Source organism: Kitasatospora sp. NPDC085895 (assembly GCF_040702125.1).
Classification (GTDB): Bacteria; Actinomycetota; Actinomycetes; order Streptomycetales; family Streptomycetaceae; genus Kitasatospora; species Kitasatospora arboriphila.
The window spans coordinates 43,608-62,000 of sequence record NZ_JBFBJY010000041.1; the positions used below are offsets into that span (position 1 = coordinate 43,608).

General features: G+C 72.5%; 12 protein-coding genes. 7 read left to right on the forward strand and 5 right to left on the reverse strand.

What is annotated here, in order from left to right; translation table 11 throughout:
• Window positions 1-7: 7 nt before the first annotated feature.
• A complete protein-coding gene (locus AB0442_RS24100) occupies window positions 8-955 on the forward strand; it encodes a bifunctional riboflavin kinase/FAD synthetase (RefSeq protein ID WP_366165244.1) in 948 nt (315 codons plus the stop codon).
• A gap of 72 nt (window positions 956-1,027) precedes the next feature.
• Here the strand turns inward: AB0442_RS24100 and AB0442_RS24105 are convergent, their stop codons facing one another.
• The 3 genes from AB0442_RS24105 to eccE all read right to left on the reverse strand — a co-directional run bounded on the left by AB0442_RS24105 (window position 1,028) and on the right by eccE (window position 5,677).
• A complete protein-coding gene (locus AB0442_RS24105; RefSeq protein WP_366165246.1) occupies window positions 1,028-3,256 on the reverse strand; it encodes a MinD/ParA family protein in 2,229 nt (742 codons plus the stop codon).
• A gap of 271 nt (window positions 3,257-3,527) precedes the next feature.
• The gene (locus AB0442_RS24110; RefSeq protein ID WP_363547474.1) at window positions 3,528-4,292 is read right to left on the reverse strand and encodes a hypothetical protein; all 765 of its coding nucleotides are present in this window, start codon (window positions 4,290-4,292) and stop codon (window positions 3,528-3,530) included.
• Entirely contained in the window at window positions 4,292-5,677 is a 1,386-nt protein-coding gene (gene eccE, locus AB0442_RS24115; RefSeq protein WP_366165248.1) for a type VII secretion protein EccE, read from the reverse strand. The genes AB0442_RS24110 and eccE overlap by 1 nt, the downstream gene beginning before the upstream one ends.
• A 197-nt stretch (window positions 5,678-5,874) precedes the next feature.
• Between eccE and AB0442_RS24120 the strand changes: the two genes are divergently transcribed.
• From AB0442_RS24120 to mycP, 4 genes are all read left to right on the forward strand, one after another.
• Complete coding sequence (locus AB0442_RS24120) at window positions 5,875-7,458, forward strand: type VII secretion protein EccB (RefSeq protein ID WP_366165250.1); 1,584 nt, start codon at window positions 5,875-5,877, stop codon at window positions 7,456-7,458.
• A 180-nt stretch (window positions 7,459-7,638) separates the two neighbouring features.
• Window positions 7,639-7,941 (forward strand): WXG100 family type VII secretion target, encoded by a 303-nt coding sequence (locus AB0442_RS24125; protein WP_366165251.1) that lies wholly within the window; start codon window positions 7,639-7,641, stop codon window positions 7,939-7,941.
• A gap of 78 nt (window positions 7,942-8,019) precedes the next feature.
• Window positions 8,020-8,310, forward strand: a complete 291-nt coding sequence (locus AB0442_RS24130; protein ID WP_344627249.1) for a WXG100 family type VII secretion target — start codon at window positions 8,020-8,022, stop codon at window positions 8,308-8,310.
• 108 nt (window positions 8,311-8,418) lie between these two features.
• Window positions 8,419-9,723 (forward strand): type VII secretion-associated serine protease mycosin, encoded by a 1,305-nt coding sequence (gene mycP, locus AB0442_RS24135; RefSeq protein ID WP_366165253.1) that lies wholly within the window; start codon window positions 8,419-8,421, stop codon window positions 9,721-9,723.
• 77 nt (window positions 9,724-9,800) lie between these two features.
• Here the strand turns inward: mycP and AB0442_RS24140 are convergent, their stop codons facing one another.
• Both AB0442_RS24140 and eccCa read right to left on the reverse strand, forming a co-directional pair.
• Window positions 9,801-11,198: an APC family permease gene (locus tag AB0442_RS24140; RefSeq protein WP_366165255.1), complete on the reverse strand. Its 1,398-nt coding sequence runs from the start codon at window positions 11,196-11,198 to the stop codon at window positions 9,801-9,803.
• Between the two features lie 470 nt (window positions 11,199-11,668).
• Window positions 11,669-15,622 (reverse strand): type VII secretion protein EccCa, encoded by a 3,954-nt coding sequence (gene eccCa / locus AB0442_RS24145; protein WP_366165256.1) that lies wholly within the window; start codon window positions 15,620-15,622, stop codon window positions 11,669-11,671.
• Between the two features lie 573 nt (window positions 15,623-16,195).
• Between eccCa and eccD the strand changes: the two genes are divergently transcribed.
• Together eccD and rpsO are read left to right on the forward strand one after the other, a co-directional pair.
• Window positions 16,196-17,665: a type VII secretion integral membrane protein EccD gene (gene eccD, locus AB0442_RS24150; RefSeq protein ID WP_366165257.1), complete on the forward strand. Its 1,470-nt coding sequence runs from the start codon at window positions 16,196-16,198 to the stop codon at window positions 17,663-17,665.
• 139 nt (window positions 17,666-17,804) lie between these two features.
• The gene (rpsO, locus tag AB0442_RS24155; protein WP_030274764.1) at window positions 17,805-18,095 is read left to right on the forward strand and encodes a 30S ribosomal protein S15; all 291 of its coding nucleotides are present in this window, start codon (window positions 17,805-17,807) and stop codon (window positions 18,093-18,095) included.
• Window positions 18,096-18,393 lie beyond the last annotated feature (298 nt).

Consider the following 18,393-nt stretch of genomic DNA (forward strand, 5'->3'; position numbering starts at 1 on the left):
CGGTCAGGTGCAGCGCTGGCGTGGCCTGGAGGAGATCCCCGGGGACTGGGGGCGCAGCGTCGTCACCATCGGATCGTTCGACGGTGTGCACCGCGGCCACCAGCTGATCATCGAGCGGGTGGTGGAGCGGGCCCGCGAGCTCGGCGCCAGGTCCGTCGTCGTCACCTTCGACCCGCACCCCAGCGAGGTCGTCCGGCCGGGCAGCCACCCGGCCCTGCTCGCCCCGCAGCCCCGCCGGGCCGAACTGATCGAGGGGCTCGGCGTCGACGCCGTGCTCGTCCTCCCGTTCACCCTCGAATTCTCCCAGGAGTCGCCGGAGTTCTTCGTCCGGTCGGTGCTGGTGGACGCGCTGCGCGCGAAGGCCGTCGTCGAGGGCCCGAACTTCCGCTTCGGCCACCGGGCCGCGGGCGACGTCGCGCTGCTCACCGAGCTCGGCCGCACCGACGACTTCGAGGTCGAGGTGCTCGACCTGCAGGTGAGCGGCAGCGCCGGCGACGGCGAGGCGTTCTCCTCCAGCCTGTGCCGGCGGCTGGTCGCCGCCGGGGACATGGCCGGCGTCGCCGAGGTGCTCGGCCGCCCGCACCGGGTCGAGGGCGTGGTCGTCCGCGGCGCCCAGCGCGGCCGCGAACTCGGCTACCCCACCGCCAACGTGGAGACCGTGCCGCACAGCGCCGTCCCCGCCGACGGCGTCTACGCGGGCTGGCTCACCGCCGACGGCGAGCGCATGCCGGCCGCCATCTCGGTGGGCACCAACCCCACCTTCGACGGCACCGCCCGCACCGTCGAGGCCTACGCCATCGACCGGGTCGGCCTCGACCTGTACGGCCTGCACGTGGCCGTCGACTTCCTCGCCTACCTGCGCGGCATGGAGAAGTTCGACTCGATCGAGGACCTGCTGGAGCGGATGGCCGACGACGTCAAGCAGGCCCGCGTGCTCACCGACACCGCAGGCTGACGCACCCGAGCGCGCCGCAGGCCCCCGACGGGTGATGTCGGGGGCCTGCTTGCGTGCTGTGCGCCGCCGGGCTCAGTGCTGCGGCGGCGGGTAGCCGTACCCGGGCGGCGGGGGCTGCTGGCCGTCCTGCTGCGGCGGGTAGCCGTACCCCGGCTGCTGCGGCTGCTGCCACTCCTGCGGCAGCGGCTGCGCACCGGGCTGGGCCTGCGGCGGCTGCTGGCCCCAGCCGGGCGGCGGTGCCTGGCCCGGCTGCGGGGTCCACGGCGCACCCGGCGCGGGCTGCCCCGGGTAGCCGTAGCCCGGCTGCTGCGGCTGCTGCTGCGGGTAGCCCTGCTGCTGGTACGGCTGCGGCGGCTGCTGCCCGTAGCCCTGCTGCTGCGCCCAGGCGGCCTGCTGGGCCTGCTGGGTGCGGGCGATGTCCTCGCCGACCAGGGTGGCCAGCTCGAAGTACGCGTCGCGGACCTTGGGCTTCATCATGGCGAGGTTGACCTCGGCGCCGGCCGCCAGGCTCTCGTCGAACGGCACCACCACGACGCCGCGGCAGCGGGTCTGGAAGTGCGCCACGATGTCCTCGACCTTGATCATCTTGCTGGTCTCGCGGACCCCGGAGACCACCGTGATGCTGCGCTGCACCAGGTCCGCGTAACCGTGCGCGGACAGCCAGTCCAGCGTGGTCGAGGCACTGGAGGCACCGTCCACGCTGGGCGTCGAGACGATGATCAGCTGGTCCGCGAGGTCCAGCACGCCGCGCATCGCGCTGTAGAGCAGCCCGGTGCCGGAGTCGGTCAGGATGATCGGGTAGTGCTGGCCGAGCGTCTGGATGACCTGGCGGTAGTCCGAGTCGTCGAAGGTGGTGGAGACCGCCGGGTCGACGTCGTTCGCCAGGATCTCCAGGCCCGAGTGCAGGTCCTGCGAGGTGAACTGGCGGATGTCCATGTAGCTGCGCAGGTGCGGGATGGCCGTCACCAGGTCGCGGATGGTCGCGCCGGTCTGGCGCTTCACCCGGCGGCCGAGCGTACCGGCGTCCGGGTTGGCGTCGATCGCGATGACCTTGTCCTGGCGCTCGCTCGCCAGCGTCGCACCCAGCGAGGTCGTCGTCGTGGTCTTGCCGACGCCGCCCTTGAGGCTGATCACCGCGATCCGGTAGCAGCTCAGCACCGGAGTCCGGATGATCTCCAGCTTGCGCGCCCGGTCGGCCTGCGCCGCCTTGCCGCCGAACTGGAACCGCGGCTGCTGGCGCTGGGCCTTCGGCTGCCCCCGCAGCAGCCGGTCCGAGGACAGCTCGACCGCGGCGGTGTAGCCCAGCGCCGCGCCGTGCGCCTGCGCCTGCTGCGGACCGGCCTGCTGGAAGGCGGCCGGGGCCTGCGGGACACCGCCCTGCTGCGGGTACGGCTGCTGGTACGCCTGCGGCTGCGGCCAGCCGCCCGTCCGCGGGTCGACCGGCGGACCGGGCACCGGGGCGGGGCCGGGCGCCGGAGCGGGACCGGGGCCGGGAACCGTCGGGGGGACACCCTGCTGCTGCGGCTGCTGCTGCCAGGGCCCCGGCTGCGGCGCACCCGTCTGCTGGTACGGCTGCGGGCCCGGCGGCACCGGCTGCTGCTGCGGCGGGGTGTACGGACCGGGCTGCTGGGGCTGCTGCGGCTGGGTCTGCTGCGGCGCGGGCGGCCACGGCTGCGCGGCCTGCTGCTCGGGCGCAGGCGCAGGCGCAGGCGCGGGAGCGGGCACGGGAGCGGGGGCCGGCGCGGGCACCGGCTCGGCCGGCGGCACCGCGGCGGACTGCACCTCCACCACGGGCTCGGCCACCGGCTCCGCCACGGGCACGGGCTCCGCGACCGGGACGGGAGCGGGCACCGGAGCGGGCGGCTGCTCGGCGACCGGCTGCCGGGCCGCCTCCGGAGCGTCGGGCTGCGGCGGCATGACCGGCGGCTGCTCGGCCACCGGCGCGGGGGCGGGCACGGGAGCGGGCGCCGGCGCCGGAGCCGGCTCCGCGGCCGGCGCGGGAGCGGGCACCGGTGCGGGCGGCTGCGCCACCGGAGGCTGGACGGCGACCGGCGGCTGCGCCACCGGAGGCTGGACGGCGACCGGCGGCTGCGCCACCGGAGGCTGGACGGCGACCGGCGGCTGCGCCACCGGGGGCTGCGCGGACGGCGGTGGGGACGGCGCGGGCGCCGGTGCGGGCTGCTCGGGCGCGGCGCTCTGCGTGTACCAGGACGGGGGAGCGTAGTCGGGCTCGTCCGACCAGTCGTCGTCGTCCTCCGCCGCGTTGTCGCCGACGTAGACGCCGTCCCGATCGCTGCTCACTGGGGCTCCCTCGTTTTCGTCGCCGCTGTTCGCGGTGGGTCGGGCAACAAGACTAGGACGTGATCCGCGGTCACCTGAAGGCGGTACCGGCTGCCGGACCGCGGCGGGCACGGCGGATCGTCGCACCGGGAACCGTCCAAAGGGTGAACGCCCGACGTGCGCCCTCCTGCCTCCCGTCCCCGGCCGTGACCGCTCGAAACGGTGGCGGCCGACACGGGTGTCCGTGCCGGCCGCGGCGGGCACGGACCGCCGTCCGTGCCGTGAGGTGCTGTCAGTCCATCCGGCGGGGGCCGCCCAGCACCTGGGCCTCGGCCTCGCCCGGATTGGTCATCACGTACTGCTGGCGCATCCGGGTCGCCCACAGGGTGATGTTGTCGCCGAGCGTGGGCAGCGAGGCGACCTCCTGGTCGCCCAGCGAGAGCACCCGCGCGACGACCTCCGCCTCCTGCGGCGAGATGCGCTGCACACCGACCAGGTCGGCCGCGTTGAGCACCCGGCTCGCGTTCGGGCCGAGGTACGGCAGCAGGGTCAGCGTGGTCTGCCAGGGCGCCGCCGACAGCCGGCTGCGCGACGGGCGGGCGCCGAGGTCGCGGACGACCAGCACCGGCGAGGCGACCGAGGCGCCCTGCGGGCCGAGCCGGCCGACCTGGTGGACCGTCACGCAGGGCTGGCCGCCGCCGGCGGCCTGCGCCATCGGCGCCCAGGTCTGCGGACGGCCGGTCTCCACGGCCACCCGGGCGCCGGTCGCGGCCGCGCGCAGCGCGATGACCTGCGCCGTCCACACACCGCCCACCAGCACCACGTCGTAGGCGTGCGGGCGGAACAGGCCGATCACGGCGGGCTGCTGGTGCGGGTCGACACCGATCACCACGCCGTCGTCGCCGACCGGGAAGGACAGCGCGGCGAGGTCCTCGGTGGTGAGCACGTGCTTCTCGCGGCGCGGGCCGCGCAGGCCGAAGCCGGGACGGATCCGGGCCGGGCGGGCGGGCTCGGCGGCAGGCTGCGGCGCCTGGGTGGGGTAGGACTGATAGGCCATCAGGACGTCCCTCCCAGGGGAAGCGTGGCGAGCAGGCCCGGTGCCTGCTCCTGGTCGAGGCGGTTCAGGCCGACGCCGGCGCTCTGCGCCCGCGACTCCACCAGGCGGCCCACCTGGGCGACCTCGCTCTCGCTGCGGCCGGTCACCCGGACGTGGCCGCTGAGCGCGACCGAGCCGCCGGTGCCCCGGCTGGCGGTCAGGCTGAAGGTGCTGGCCAGCGCGGGCGTGCCGGTGACCAGGTTGACCAGGTCCGGCGCGGAGATCCGGCCCGGCGCGCCGCCCGGACGGCTGAGCTGCGGCCACTTGGAGATCCAGAAGGTGCTGTGCCAGCGGTCGTCGATCCGCCAGAACTTGCTGCTCTCCTGGGTGCGGCGGGCGGCCGCACCGCCGCCGCCGCTGCCCTGGCGGCCGGCCACGGCCACCGGGTTGGCGCAGATCGAGATGGCCAGCGCGGCGATCAGCTCGCGCTCGTCCAGCACGGTGGCGGTGAACCCGGCCGCGTTCAGCCGGCCGGCCAGCTGGTCGGTGACCCGCTGGAGGGTCTTGCGGACGCCCTCCTCGCCGCCGCCGCGGGCGAGCACCGCGGTGGACGAGGTCTCCGGGTTCAGCTTGAGCGCGACCCAGGTGAGCCGGAGCGCCGGGGTGGCCGGGCCGTCCTGCAGCTGCTGGTAGGCGCGGGCGGCAAGCGACTGGTCCGGCAGGTGCGGGGCCGGCGCGGGCTGGGTGTGCTGCACCAGCTGGACGGACTCCAGGGCGATGTCGTCGACCTGCAGGGCCGAGCAGACGATGTCGAGCGGCAGCGGCAGCGCGGTGCGGGCGGGGCGCAGCGGCTGGTCCTTCGCCTGCACCAGCAGCACCGAGGTGTAGAAGGTGCCGTCGCCGACCATGCCGGTCTCCCGGCGGATCGGACGGCCGTCGCCGAGGTCGGTCTCGGTGACGTGGGTGCAGGTGCGCAGGGCCGGCTCGACCTCCAGCGCTGGGGCCAGCGCCGGGTCGGTGCCCGGCGGCGGCACGTTGTACTGCGCCTCCTTGCGGCGGGCCTTCATCGCCGAGCGGACGCGCATCGCCTCCGGCAGGCTGCGGCCGCCGAGCGGCAGCAGGGCCACCACGGCGAGCAGGACGGCGGGGACGGCGAAGGCGCCGGCCATCGCCGGGGCGATCGTCCACCCGACCGCGACCAGGGCCGCGGCGACCTCCAGCAGCACCAGCTGCTGGAGCCGCAGCCGGCTGCCGAGCAGCCCGGGTCGGGGGTGGACGCGCAGCGGCACCGGGGCGGTCGCGGGGGCCGCGGACCGGGCCCGACGACCGCCGGGGTCGGCACCCCGGCCGTCCTGCCGGCGGCCGTGCGAGGCGCTGCGTCGAGCTGGAGCGGTCTGGCTTGGCATCCCCCGATGGACCCTCTCTGATCAGATGTCACGGCCCGGCTGGCCGGGCGGTGAACCGTACCCGTTACGGTACTCACCGTCTGCTGCGGCATCGTAGAGGGTTCGGCGCACGCGGTGCCCGCCGGGTGGCAGACTCACGCACGGCGAACGCGCGTTGACGGCAGTACGGGCGCGGACACACAGGGGAGACGGGGAGCATGGCATCACGCAGGGACGAGCTGAACGCGTACAACTTCGCGCGGCGGCGGACGGTGGGGGCGTTCCTGCAGCCCGGGGGCGGCGGCAACGACGAGGACGCGCCGCGTCCGGTGCGTGCCGTGCTGCCGAGCTTCGTCGTCGCTGCGGTCGCGGTGGCCGGCTTCGGCATGTGGGGCGTCATCAAGCCCAGCGCGCCGCTGAACTGGGACGACGGCAAGAACATCATCCAGGGCAAGGAGTCCACCACCCGGTACGTGGTGCTGGAGGACCCGCAGACGCACGAGAAGGTGCTGCACCAGGTCCTCAACATGTCGTCGGCGAAGCTGCTGCTGCCGGCCGGCTCCAAGGTCGTCCAGGTCGCCGACAAGGTGCTGGACAACTACAAGAACCACGGCGCCACCATCGGCATCCCGTACGCGCCGGACAAGCTGCCGTCGGCCGCCGACGCCGGTGAGGCGAAGCTGTGGTCGGTCTGCGACCGGCCCGGTGTCGACAAGACCCAGGCGGGCATCAACCAGGCCGTGTTCATCGCGGCCGGTGACGAGGCGAAGACCCTCTCCGACCCCGCGAAGGTGCTGCAGGAGGGCCAGGGCCTGTTCGTCCAGGCGCCGCCGCTGACGAAGGACGACGTCCCCAGCAAGTTCCTGGTCGACATGAACGGCGTGAAGCACGCCGTGGGCAAACTGAACCTCTCGGCCCGCGACCGGAAGGCCCTGGAGTCCGGCCTGTTCGGCGTCGACGTCGTGCCGCAGCAGGTGACCAAGGCCTGGCTGGACACGCTGGAGACCGGTGAGGTCGTGGAGTTCCCGAAGAACCCCGACCTGACCCAGACGAAGATGAAGTCCAACGTCAAGCTCACCAACACCGAGGACGCCTACGTCGGCCGGCTGCTGGTCTTCCAGAACACCTACTACTCGGTCGGCAAGGACAGCCTCTACCAGGTGACGCCGTTCCAGGCCGAGCTGATGCGCAACGACCCGGCGCTCGACGCCGTGTACGACGGTGCCAGCCCGAAGGCCGCCGAGATGTCCCCGCGGGACAACGCGGACCTGGCCGGGAAGATCAGCCCGAGGATCCTGGACAAGACGAACCTGCCGGACGCCAAGCCGCTGCCGCCGCTCAACACCGGTGACAAGGCCACCCGTTCGGTGATCTGCAGCACCTTCGCCGGCTACGACAACGGTGTGCCCAAGCGCACCGTGTGGGCGCACACCGATTACCCGGCCAAGGTGCCGCTGGGTTCCGCGAGCGCCCATGTGACGCCCGGACACGGCCTGTTGTACCGCGCGGTGGACGGTCAGGCCGGTCCGGAGACCCAGGACACCTCCGGCACCACCTTCCTGATCACCGAGACCGGTCTGCGGTACTCGCTGCAGGCCAACAACGACGGCGGCACCGGTCCTTCGCCCGCCCCGAGCGCGGGGCAGCAGCAGGCGCAGGGCAAGGACGAGGAGAACGGTTCGCAGGCCCGCCTCGGCTACAAGTCCGTTGCGCCGGGCCGGGTTCCGCTGCAGTGGTCGATCCTGGTGCCGGCCGGCGGCGCGCTCAGCTCCAAGGCGGCGGAGACCGCGCAGACCGCGTGACGTACCGTCAGTGCAGGTGTGCGGTAGGCCGTGTCATGGTCTGGTAACTACCGGTACTCCGGTGTTGGGCCGCTTGCAAACGGCGGCTAAAGTGCTGGGGACACCGCAACGTGGTGTCACCGGGTGGGCCGTACCAGGACCATCCGAAGCAATTGTCTGTCTCATGGGGGACGGTGGATCATGGCTGGTCAGTTCAAGACGACCGCTGAGGAAATGAATGCCTTCGCCAACCGCATCGGTGAGGTGAACGCGCAGGTCCAGGGCGAGATTCAGCGGCTCAACGCGCTGGTCGACTCGATCAAGTCCGGCTGGCAGGGCCAGGCGGCCCAGGCCTACCAGCAGATGCAGACCCGGTTCAACGAGGACGCGACCGCGCTCAACAAGGTGCTCGACGAGATCAAGCAGGCGATCGAGACGACCACCAAGCTCTACGCCCAGACGGAGCAGGAGCAGCAGTCCTCGATGTCCGGACTCGGTCACTGAGTTCTCGGGTCCGCAGGACCTCGGCCGTAGTGCGGCCGGTTCGCCGGTCCGCGCAGATTCCATCGACTAGGAGACACCATGGGTGACCACATTCTCGTCAATTTCTCGACGATCCAGAACGCGTCGTCGGAGATCCGCCAGACCGCGCAGCGCATCCAGTCGCAGCTCGACGAGCTGAAGGCCGGCGTGCAGCGCATCGCCTCCACCTGGGAGGGTGCGGCGCAGGAGGGCTACCAGGCCCGCCAGCAGGAGTGGGACGCCAAGGCCGCCGACCTGCAGCAGGTCCTGGGCCAGATCGCCACCTCGCTGGACAACGCCGCGCAGAGCTACCAGTCGACCGAGTCCAAGAACACGGCCGTCTGGGGCTGAGGCCCGGCCGCCGTGCGACACGGCGACAGCGTGGGCGGGCGTCCGACCGGGCGCCCGCCCCTCGCGCGTACTGACGCGCACGGCATCGGGATCATGAGGGGAAGACAGGTGTCGTTGGGTACGTTCCGCAGGGCGGCCGCCGCGTCCGTGGTGCTGGGGGTGGTCGGCTCGCTCGTCGCGGGTCCGGCGTACGCGGCCACGCCGACGCCCGCGCCGTCGGGCTCAGACAGCGCGCCGCGCTGGTCTCCGATCGGCATAGCCGCGGCCGGCGAGTGCAAGTTCCCGTCCGAGAACGTCCAGGGCACCCCGTGGGCGCTCCAGCGGGTGCTGCTGAACGAGCTCTGGAAGGACGGCCGGACGGGCAGGTTCGCCAAGGACGGGCCCGGCGGCAAGAAGGGCGAGCCGGTCAAGGTCGCGGTGATCGACACCGGCGTGAACGACCGCAACCCGCAGCTCGCCGACAAGGTGGAGGACGGCAGCTCGCTGCTGCCCCCCAAGCAGCAGGGCGAGAAGGACGACGGCAAGAACGACACCGTCGGCCACGGCACCAAGGTGGCCGGCATCATCGCCGCCAAGCCGATCGCCGGGACGGGCTTCGTCGGCCTCGCGCCGGACGCCGCGATCCTCTCGATCAAGCAGAACGACGACCAGGGCAGCGGCTCCGTGCAGAGCCTGATCACCGCGATCAACCTGGCCGTGGCGAAGGGCGCCGACGTCATCAACATCTCGCAGGACGTCCGGGCGGAGGGCGACTCCAACGACTTCGCGCTGAAGGACCAGTTGAAGGCGGCCGTGGAGGACGCCGACCGCAAGGGCGTGGTGGTGGTCGCCTCGTCCGGCAACGACGGCCGCGAGGGCGACACCTTCCCGGCGGCGTTCGAGACGGTGCTGGCCGTGGGGGCCTCGGACCGCAACAACGAGCGCGCGCCGTTCTCCGAGTACGGCCAGTTCGTCGACATCGCCGCCCCGGGCGTCGACATGCTGTCGACGGTGCCGGCCGGCGGCCAGTGCGTCGACAACGGCACCAGCTTCTCCTCCCCGTACGTGGCCGGCGTGGCGGCCCTGCTGAAGGGCGCCTACCCGGACTGGACCCCGGCGCAGATCCGGGCCCGGATCGAGCAGACCGCCCAGCGCACCCAGCGCGGCGCGAACAAGTTCATCGGCTGGGGCGTCGTCGACCCGGTCAAGGCCGTGCAGAGCGGCGACGAGCAGGCCGCCGAGCCGCACGAGGACCCGAAGCTCGCCATCGACCGGGCACCGGTCGTGGCCCAGCCGCTCGGCCTCGCCGAGACCCAGGCCGACCGGGACCGCCGCACCGGCACCTTCGTGCTCGGCGGAGGCGTGCTCGCGGTCGCCGCGCTGGCCGGCGGCTCGGTCGTGCTGCGCGACCGCCGGCGCCGCCACGAGGGCTGAGCGCCACCGGACGGACGGAAGCGGCCCGGCCCCCCTGCTGAGGGGGCCGGGCCGCTTCCGTCGTGCGCGGGGCCGGGTCAGACCTGCTCGTCCTCGGGCAGGGTGATCACCCAGCGGTCGGCCTGCCGGGGCCGCAGGTAGAACAGCCAGTAGAGGCTGGCGACCACGGTGATGCCGCCGGTCCACTTGAGGGCGGTGACGTCGAGCTGGGTCAGCAGGTAGACCAGGCCCACGGTCAGCAGGACCGGCAGGACGGGCCACAGCGGCTGGCGCCAGGCCGGCGCGTGCTTGTGGTGGGCCCGGCGGGAGAACAGCGCGGCCACGGCCACCAGCAGGTACAGGGCGGTCACGGCGACGCCGGTGATGTTGGTCAGCTGCTCCTGCGGGACGAAGCAGAGCACCGCGCCGGGGACGCCGACGGCCAGGGTGGAGACCCAGGGGGCGCTGAACCGGTTGAGGGTGCCGAAGGCGCGGTTGACCGGCTCGGGCCAGGCCTTGTCGCGGCCGGAGGCGAACAGCACCCGGGAGTTCTGGATGACCATGACGATGCCGGCGTTGATGATCGCCAGGGCGACGCAGAGGCTGATGAAGGTGCCGACCGCGGAGTTGCTCCAGCCGGTGACCAGGTCGGAGATGTTGCCGGCGCTCAGGGCGGCGAGGTCCGGGGCGCCCAGGGTGATCGCGACCACCGGGAGGATGATGATGACGACCGACAGGGCCAGCGTCCACAGCACGGTGCGGGCGACGTTGCGCCGCGGGTTCTCCAGCTCCTCGGAGAGGTAGATGGCGGTGGAGAAGCCCTGGGTGACGAAGAGCGCGGTGCCCATCGCGGCGACGATCGCGCCGAGGCCGACGACCCCGGTGGCGCCGTCCGTGACGACCGAGCCGTGGAAGAGGCTGCCGGCGCCGCGCTCGGCGTGGCCGAAGCCGAGGAAGGCGACCACGCCGGCGGCGATGACCTCGAGGACGAGGAAGATACCGGTGATCCAGGCGTTGGCGCGCAGGTCCAGCAGGCCGGCGACGGTGGCGGCGATCATCACGGCCGCGCCGGCCCAGCGGGCGTCCACGTGGACGATGGGGGCCAGGTAGTCGGCGGTGCCGATGGCGATGAGCGAGGGCACGATCATCACGACGATCAGCGACTGGATGAACACCAGCCAGCCCGCGAAGCGCCCGGCCAGGGTGCCGACCATGGCGTACTCGCCGCCGGCGCTGGGGACGAGGGTGCCGAGCTCGGAGTAGCAGAAGGCCACCGCGATGCAGATCAGCGCGCCGATGGCGATCGACATGGCGGTGAAGGTGCCGAGCGAGGAGAACAGCTCGGGCACGATGACGAACAGCGAGGACGCCGGTGTCACGCAGGAGAGCGTGAGCAGGGTTCCACCCACGACACCGATCGAACGGGTGAGCTTCTTGGGGCCGCCGTCCGTCGGAGTCTCGACTACGGCGAGTGGCGGGCGAAGCGTGTCGGTCATGGGGCATCCGATCGACGTGCGGGGGGTCTGGGGGTGGGAGCGCTATCGCCTCCGAGGGCGTTCGCTGACGTGGTGTTTCGGTCGCTCCCGAGACGCCATGGAACCGGTCCGTTTTGCCTTCGTCAACGCGCGATCAGCTTCGGAATCCGTTGCCTTCCGCCGTATAAACATGCGATCCGGTGGCCGCCTGTGGCAATGCTCACCTTTGTCCGCTTCTGTCAACTCTGATGGATGAAGATTGAATCAAAGATGAAATATGGGTGTTGATCTATGAATCAAAGGCTACGGTGCGATTCATTCACGTGAATGAAGGTAGCCTCTCCGGGGCCCGGAGGCCGTCCCGGCCGGTGCGGGAACCGCAGCAGGGCGCGGCAAAAAAGTAGGTAACGTTCTGGCACCGTCCAAGGCCTGGAATGCCGGAAGGGCCGGACTCCGAGGAGTCCGGCCCTTCCGGTCACACGACGTCACCACTACGGGGTCGGCAGCCAGCCCGTCTGCAGGGTCTGGCCGGCGGCGATCCGCCGGGAGACGAACACACCGCGGCCCGGCGGCAGCGGCTGCGGCTTGACCGTGCCGAGCAGCGCGCCCTCGTTCTTGTCGCCCGAGAGCAGCACGCCCTGGCCGCCCAGCTCGCGCATGCGCTGCATGACCGGCTCGAACAGCGAGCGGCCGGCACCGCCGGCGCTGCGCGCGATGATCACACGCAGGCCGATGTCGCGGGCGAACGGCAGGAACTCGGCCAGCGGCGCCATCGGGTTGCCCGAGGAGGTGGCGACCAGCTCGTAGTCGTCCACGATCACGAACATGTCCTTGCCGCTGTACCAGCTGCGGTTGCGCAGCTGCTCCGGCGTGACGTCCGGGCCGGGCAGGCGGCGCGAGCAGGCGCCGCGGAGCATCTCCACGGCCGCCGACATCGCGGGCGCCGCCGCCGCGTACTCCACCAGGTACTCCTGCGGCACCACGCCGAGCAGTGAACGGCGGAAGTCGCCGACCACGATGCCCGCCTGGTCCGGGGTGTACCGCTCGGTGATCTGCTTGACCAGCATCCGCAGCAGCGCCGACTTACCGGACTCGCTCTCGCCGAAGACGATGAACAGCGGGTCGGTCTCGAAGTTGACGAAGACCGGCGCGAGCTCGACCTCGTCCACACCGAAGGCCACACCCAGCTCGGGGTGCTCGAAGCCCTTGGGCAGCGCGTTGCCGTCCAGGACGGCCGGCAGCATGCGGACCTGCGGGGCGCGCGGGCCCGTCCAGGCGGCGTCGATCTGCGCCACCAGGTCGGCCACGCCGTCCGCCAGGTCCTCGGTCGTCGACGCGCCGTCCAGGCGCGGCAGGCCGGACAGGAAGTGCAGCTTCGCCGCGGTCAGACCGCGACCGGGCGAGCCCGCCGGAACGTTGACCGCGACCTTGCGGTCGATCTCCGACTCCATCGAGTCGCCGAGCCGCAGCTCGGTGCGGTTCTGCAGCAGGTCCTTGAGGGCCGGCCGCACCTCCGCGTAGCGGGCCGCGGTGACGACCACGTGCACGCCGTAGGTCAGACCGCGCTGCGCGATGTCGTTGATGACCGGTTCGAGGACCTCGTACTCCTGCTTGAAGGTCAGCCAGCCGTCGATGATCAGGAAGACGTCGCCGAACTGCTCGTCCGGCAGCTGGCCGGCCGCGCGGCGCGAGCGGTAGGTGGCGACGGTGTCGATGCCGGCCGTGCGGAACAGCTCCTCACGCCGGTTGAGCACCCCGTGCACCTCGCTGACCAGGCGGCGCACCTTCTCGACGTCCAGACGGCCGGCGACCCCGCCGACGTGCGGCAGGCCGGACAGCGCGCCGAACGCGCCACCGCCGAAGTCCAGCAGGTAGAACTGCACCTCGGCCGGGGTGTGCGTGACGGCGAAGCCGGAGACCAGGGTGCGCACCATGTTGGACTTGCCGGACTGCGGACCGCCGACGATCAGGCCGTGGCCGGCCGCACCCGAGAAGTCCTGGTACAGCACGTCGCGGCGCTGGTCCCGCGGCTTGTCGACGATGCCGACCGGCACCACGAGGCGGCCGAGCGCACCGTACTCCGGCGAGGTCAGACCGCGCTCGGCGGTGACCTGCAGCGGCGGCACCAGGCCGTCGATGCTCGGCGCCTCCTCCAGCGGCGGCAGCCACACCTGGTGGGCCGGCGGGCCCTGGCTGATCATGCGCTGCACGAAGACGTCCAGCATGGTGTCGAGCAGCGAGTCGTCGATCTCCTCGACCTCCTCGACCACCTCCTCGACCACCGGTTCCACGACCGGCACCTCGGCGGCGGTGAACAGCACCGGCTGCGCGGTGATCACCTGGCCGCCGCTGGTCCGCTGCTGGCCCGGAGGCCGGTACGGGCCGGAGACGTACGCGGCCCGGAAGCGCTCCATCACGTCGGAGCCGAACTTCAGGTAGCCGACACCGGGGATCGGCGGCAGGTGGTAGGCGTCCGGCACGCCGATCGCGGCCCGCGACTCGGCGGCCGAGAAGGTGCGCAGACCCAGCCGGTAGGAGAGGAAGGTGTCCAGACCGCGGAGCTTGCCCTCCTCCAGTCGCTGCGAGGCCAGCAGCATGTGCATGCCCAGCGAACGGCCGATGCGGCCGATCTGGATGAACAGGTCGATGAAGTCCGGCTTCGCGGTGAGCAGCTCGGAGAACTCGTCGATGATCATCAGCAGCGAGGGCAGCGGGTCCAGCGCCGCACCCGCCGCGCGGGCCCGCTCGTACTCGTTGATGTTGGCGTAGTTGCCCGCCGCGCGCAGCAGCTCCTGACGGCGGTTCATCTCGCCCTCGATCGCGTCGCGCATGCGGTCGATGAGGGTCGCCTCGCCCTCCAGGTTGGTGATCACGGCCGCGGTGTGCGGCATCTCCGCCATGCCGGCGAAGGTGGCACCACCCTTGAAGTCCGCGAGGACCAGGTTCAGCACCTCGGAGGAGTGGGTCACCGCCAGCGCCAGCACGATGGTGCGCAGCACCTCGGACTTGCCGGAACCGGTCGCGCCGACGCACATGCCGTGCGGGCCCATGCCCTGGAGCGAGGCCTCCTTGATGTCCAGCCAGACGTACTCGCCGTTCTGGCCGACGCCCAGCGGCACCTTGAGCTTCTCCGCCATCGGACGCGGCCGCCAGTGCCGGGCCGGGTCGAAGGAACCCGGGTCACCGGTGTTCATCATCTCGGTGAAGTCCATCGACACCAGCGACGGGTCGCCGTCGTCGCCGCCCGCGGACACCCGGAACGGCGCCAGCTGACGGGCCAGCGCCTCCGACTGCCACGCCGACAGGGTGTCCGGCCGGCCGGAGTACGAGGCGCCGGAGGCCGACTCCAGCAGCAGGCCGTCCTTGCCCACCGTGATGACCAGGTGGCCGCTCGGCTCGTCCAGGTCGCCGGGGACGACCTCGATCACGGTGACGCCCTCGACGCCCTCCGGGCCGGCCAGGACCGAGTCGTGCGGCACCGCGGCGCCGTCCATGACCACGATCAGGTGCGGCTTGTCGGCGCTCGGCACGCTGTCCCGGGAGAAGCCCTTGCGGCCGTCCAGCTCCTTGGCGAGCAGCTCCTCCAGCTCACCGAGGCCGGTCGCGATCAGACGGCGGGAACCGGCGCCGTCGTTCTCCTTGCGGTGCTGGGTGTGCGGCAGCCACTTCGCCCACTCCCACTCGTCGACCGCGCCCGGCGCGGCCGCCACGGCGACCATCAGGTCGTCCGGCGAGTGCAGCGTCGTCAACTGGGCGACCATCGCCCGGACGTTGCCGTACACGGTGTCCGGGTCGCCGCAGACCGTGATGTGGTAGAAGGCGCGCAGCGAGACCGCCAGCGGCAGGTCCTGCAGCGTGCCGTGCGACTTGATGAAGGTGCCCATGGCCTCGGCCGCCAACGGCTCCAGCTCGTCCAGCGGAGCGGTCTGCGGCGCCACGATCGGGCTCGACAGCTGCTGCGGACCGGTGCCGAGACGCACCTGCGCGAAGTCCGGATCGGTGGGCCGGCGCTCCCACAGCCGCCGCCCCTCGGCGACGATCGACCACAGCTGGTCCGGCTCGGGGTGCGTGAACAGCAGCGCACCGCGCTGCCGCTCGGCCGTGCGGCGGACCTGCCGGCGCATCTGCTGGAGGTACTTGAGGTAGTCGCGGCGCTCGTCCGCGGTGCCGGCGTTGCCGCCGCGCCGCGCCTTGACGATCTGCGCGACCGCCATGCCCGCGGTCGACGCCACCATCAGGACACCCATGATCTTCATCGGGCCCTGGGCGCCGGGGGAGAAGAAGAACGCCGCCGAACCGCCCATGCCGAGCAGCGGCAGCAAGGACATCATCCAGTCCTCGCCGCCGGAACGCGGCAGCTCCGGAGGGGCGACCAGCTCCACCGGCTCGTCCGGCACCGGGGGCGGGTACGCCCGCGGCGGACGCTTCACCGTCACCACACTCATGCGACCGCCCCGCTCCGCCCGGCGGCCGCTGCGCGGAACCCGGACCCCTTGACGGTCCGTTCGCTTCGCTCGCTCACTGGCACCAACCCTCACGCACACCGATTACGTACGGGTGAGGGCGCCCCGTGCGATGACGCCGCCCCCGCTCCGCCGACCGCAGACGCACATCGGAGGGTTGCTGCACCAGCCGGGCCCCCGTACGCCTTGCGCAGGGGCCGATCCTACTGGGCAGCCGGGACGGTTCGACCACGGGGTCAGCCGAGGAGATTTCCGGTACGAATCGTCGAATCCTCTCCACAACAGCACACCGTTGCACGGCAATTCGCCGCCCCCTGCGGCCTGCGGCGAATTCGGGCGGGGCCGGACCGCAGCCGCACCTCCGCGGGCGGTAGGGTAACGCCGCGCCAACTCCGCCCCGGACCGTGTCAGTTCCGGACCGGTCCGTAGGAGGGCGCAATCGAACCAAGAGCTGACGAGCAGGCATATCCGACAAGGGGGAGCGCCGGTGAGCGAGCGGACAGTCAAGAGGTGCGCATGGCGCGAAGCGGCCTCCGGGCTCGCGGAGGTGGCCGCATGAGCGCCAGTGCAACGACCGGCTTCTGCCGGGTCACCGTCGTCGCGCCCGACAGCCGGATCGACGTCGCCCTGCCCGAGGACGTCCCGCTCGCCGACATCTACCCCGAGGTGCTGCGCCTCACCGGGCAGACCCAGGTCGACGGCACGCCCACCGGCTTCCACCTCGTCCGCCGGGACGGCACCGTGCTCGACAGCGGCCTGCCGCTGGCCGCGCAGCAGGTCCGCGACGGCGACCTGCTGAGCCTGCGCCCGTTCGCCGAGTCGCTGCCGCCCGCGGTCTACGACGACGTGGCCGACGCCGTCGCCAGCGCCGTCGAGGCCGACCGCCGGTTCTGGAGCCCCGACCTGATGCGGGCCTTCGGCCTGATCGGCGCCACCGTGATGCTGGTGCTGCTCGGCTTCGCCCTCTGGTTCTCCGACCTGCGCCACGACATGCACGGCCTGGCCGGCATCCTCTCCGGCGTCACCGCGGTCGTCCTGGTCACCTTCGCCGGCGTCCGCGCCCGGGTCTACGACGACCACGCGGCCGGCCTCGCGCTCGGCCTCGGCGCCCTGCCGCACGCCCTGATCGCCGGCTCCGGCGCCGTCCCGGTCGCGAACGCCGGCGACGGCCCCGGCCGGCTGCAGTTCCTCGTCGGCTGCGTCGCCGTCCTCGTCGTCTCGGTGCTGCTCGTCGGCCTGCTGCCGGAGAAGGACTCGGTCTTCGTCGCCTCCTCCTTCCTCGCCGCCGCCGGCACCCTGGCGACCTTCGCCGCCGTGCTGCTCGACGGCACCCCGGCCACCCACATCGCCGCCGTCACCGGTGTCGCCGCGGTCGCCGCGGTCGGCTTCCTGCCGGCCCTCTCCGCCCGCTTCGCCCGCCTCCCCGTCGGCTTCAGCCCGCCCGGCCAGACCCGCACCCGCGGCAGCGCCTACGGCGAGGAGGGCAGCCGCACCGAGACCGTGCAGTACGAGCGGATCGCCCACCAGGCCCGCCGCGGCCACGAGGTCCTCGTCGGCCTGGTCGGCGGCTGCTCCGCCACCGTCATCGGCGCCTGCGCCGTGCTCGGCTTCAGCGACTCCGCCTTCGCCGAGCTGCTCGCCCTGGCCGTCGGCATCTCGACCATGCTGCGCGCCCGGCTGTTCCGCTACACCGCGCAGGTCTTCAGCCTCACCATCGCCGGCCTGATCGGGCTCGCCCTGCTGGTCCTCGGCCTCTCGCTGCACACCCCGCTGTTCATCCTGGAGCAGCTGCAGGAGGGCGGCACCGGCAGCTCGCTCGACCTGCGCACCGTCTGGCTGTCGGCCTCGATCGCCGTGGGCGCCGCCCTGCTCACGGCGATCGCGCTGATCGTCCCCCGCCTCGGCGTCTCCCCCTTCTGGGGGCGCATCCTGGACATGGTGGACGGCCTGATGCTGATCTCGCTCGTCCCGCTCGCGCTGGCCGTGCTGAACATCTACGCCCTGGTCCGCGGCGCCACCAGCTGACGCCGCCGCACCCGACCCGGCGCCCGCCGGCACCCCGCGACAGGGGACGCCGGCGGGCGCTGGTACGCTTGGTCAGTCCGAGTTCTGTCAGATCCTGTGTCGTCTACCGGGATCGCTCGGCCACCCCGAAGGAGATGCCGTGGCACTCGCCGCCGACGTCAAGAAGCAGATCATCGCCGAGTTCGGCCAGAAGGAGGGCGACACCGGCTCCCCCGAGGTCCAGGTGGCCATGCTCTCCCGCCGCATCTCGGACCTGACCGAGCACCTCAAGGCCCACAAGCACGACCACCACTCCCGTCGTGGTCTGCTGATCCTGGTCGGCCAGCGCCGCCGCCTGCTGCAGTACCTGGCCAAGAAGGACATCGAGCGTTTCCGTACCCTCGTCGACCGCCTCGGCATCCGCCGCGGCGCCGCGGGCGGCGCTCGCTGACACCGCTTCGTGGGGCGGCTCCCCTTCCCGGGGGGCCGCCCTTCGGCGCATCCGCGCGGCACGCCGCGCGGACCGCACCCCGGGCGGAAGAACCGCTGCCACACGCGTGGTAATGGCGCGCTCGGTAGGGTGTGAATTTGTAAGGTGAAGGGCATGCCCGGGTAAGTGCCCGACCGCGCGACGCGCGGACGGCACCGGGCAGGACCGACACCCTGCGCGGGCCGCAGGCCTCAAACGGAGGCCGCCCGCATCCGGGGAGCGTCCACACGCGACCGCCGACCAGGCAAGCCGAGAGGCG

What these genes read in the sequence shown, in the direction of transcription:
- AB0442_RS24110 (WP_363547474.1), bottom strand. Translation starts at nt 4,292, where the DNA reads ATGGCCTATCAGTCCTACCCCACCCAGGCGCCGCAGCCTGCCGCCGAG.
- eccE (WP_366165248.1), bottom strand. Translation starts at nt 5,677, where the DNA reads ATGCCAAGCCAGACCGCTCCAGCTCGACGCAGCGCCTCGCACGGCCGC.
- AB0442_RS24120 (WP_366165250.1), top strand. Translation starts at nt 5,875, where the DNA reads ATGGCATCACGCAGGGACGAGCTGAACGCGTACAACTTCGCGCGGCGG.
- AB0442_RS24125 (WP_366165251.1), top strand. Translation starts at nt 7,639, where the DNA reads ATGGCTGGTCAGTTCAAGACGACCGCTGAGGAAATGAATGCCTTCGCC.
- AB0442_RS24130 (WP_344627249.1), top strand. Translation starts at nt 8,020, where the DNA reads ATGGGTGACCACATTCTCGTCAATTTCTCGACGATCCAGAACGCGTCG.
- AB0442_RS24140 (WP_366165255.1), bottom strand. Translation starts at nt 11,198, where the DNA reads ATGACCGACACGCTTCGCCCGCCACTCGCCGTAGTCGAGACTCCGACG.
- eccCa (WP_366165256.1), bottom strand. Translation starts at nt 15,622, where the DNA reads ATGAGTGTGGTGACGGTGAAGCGTCCGCCGCGGGCGTACCCGCCCCCG.
- eccD (WP_366165257.1), top strand. Translation starts at nt 16,196, where the DNA reads ATGAGCGCCAGTGCAACGACCGGCTTCTGCCGGGTCACCGTCGTCGCG.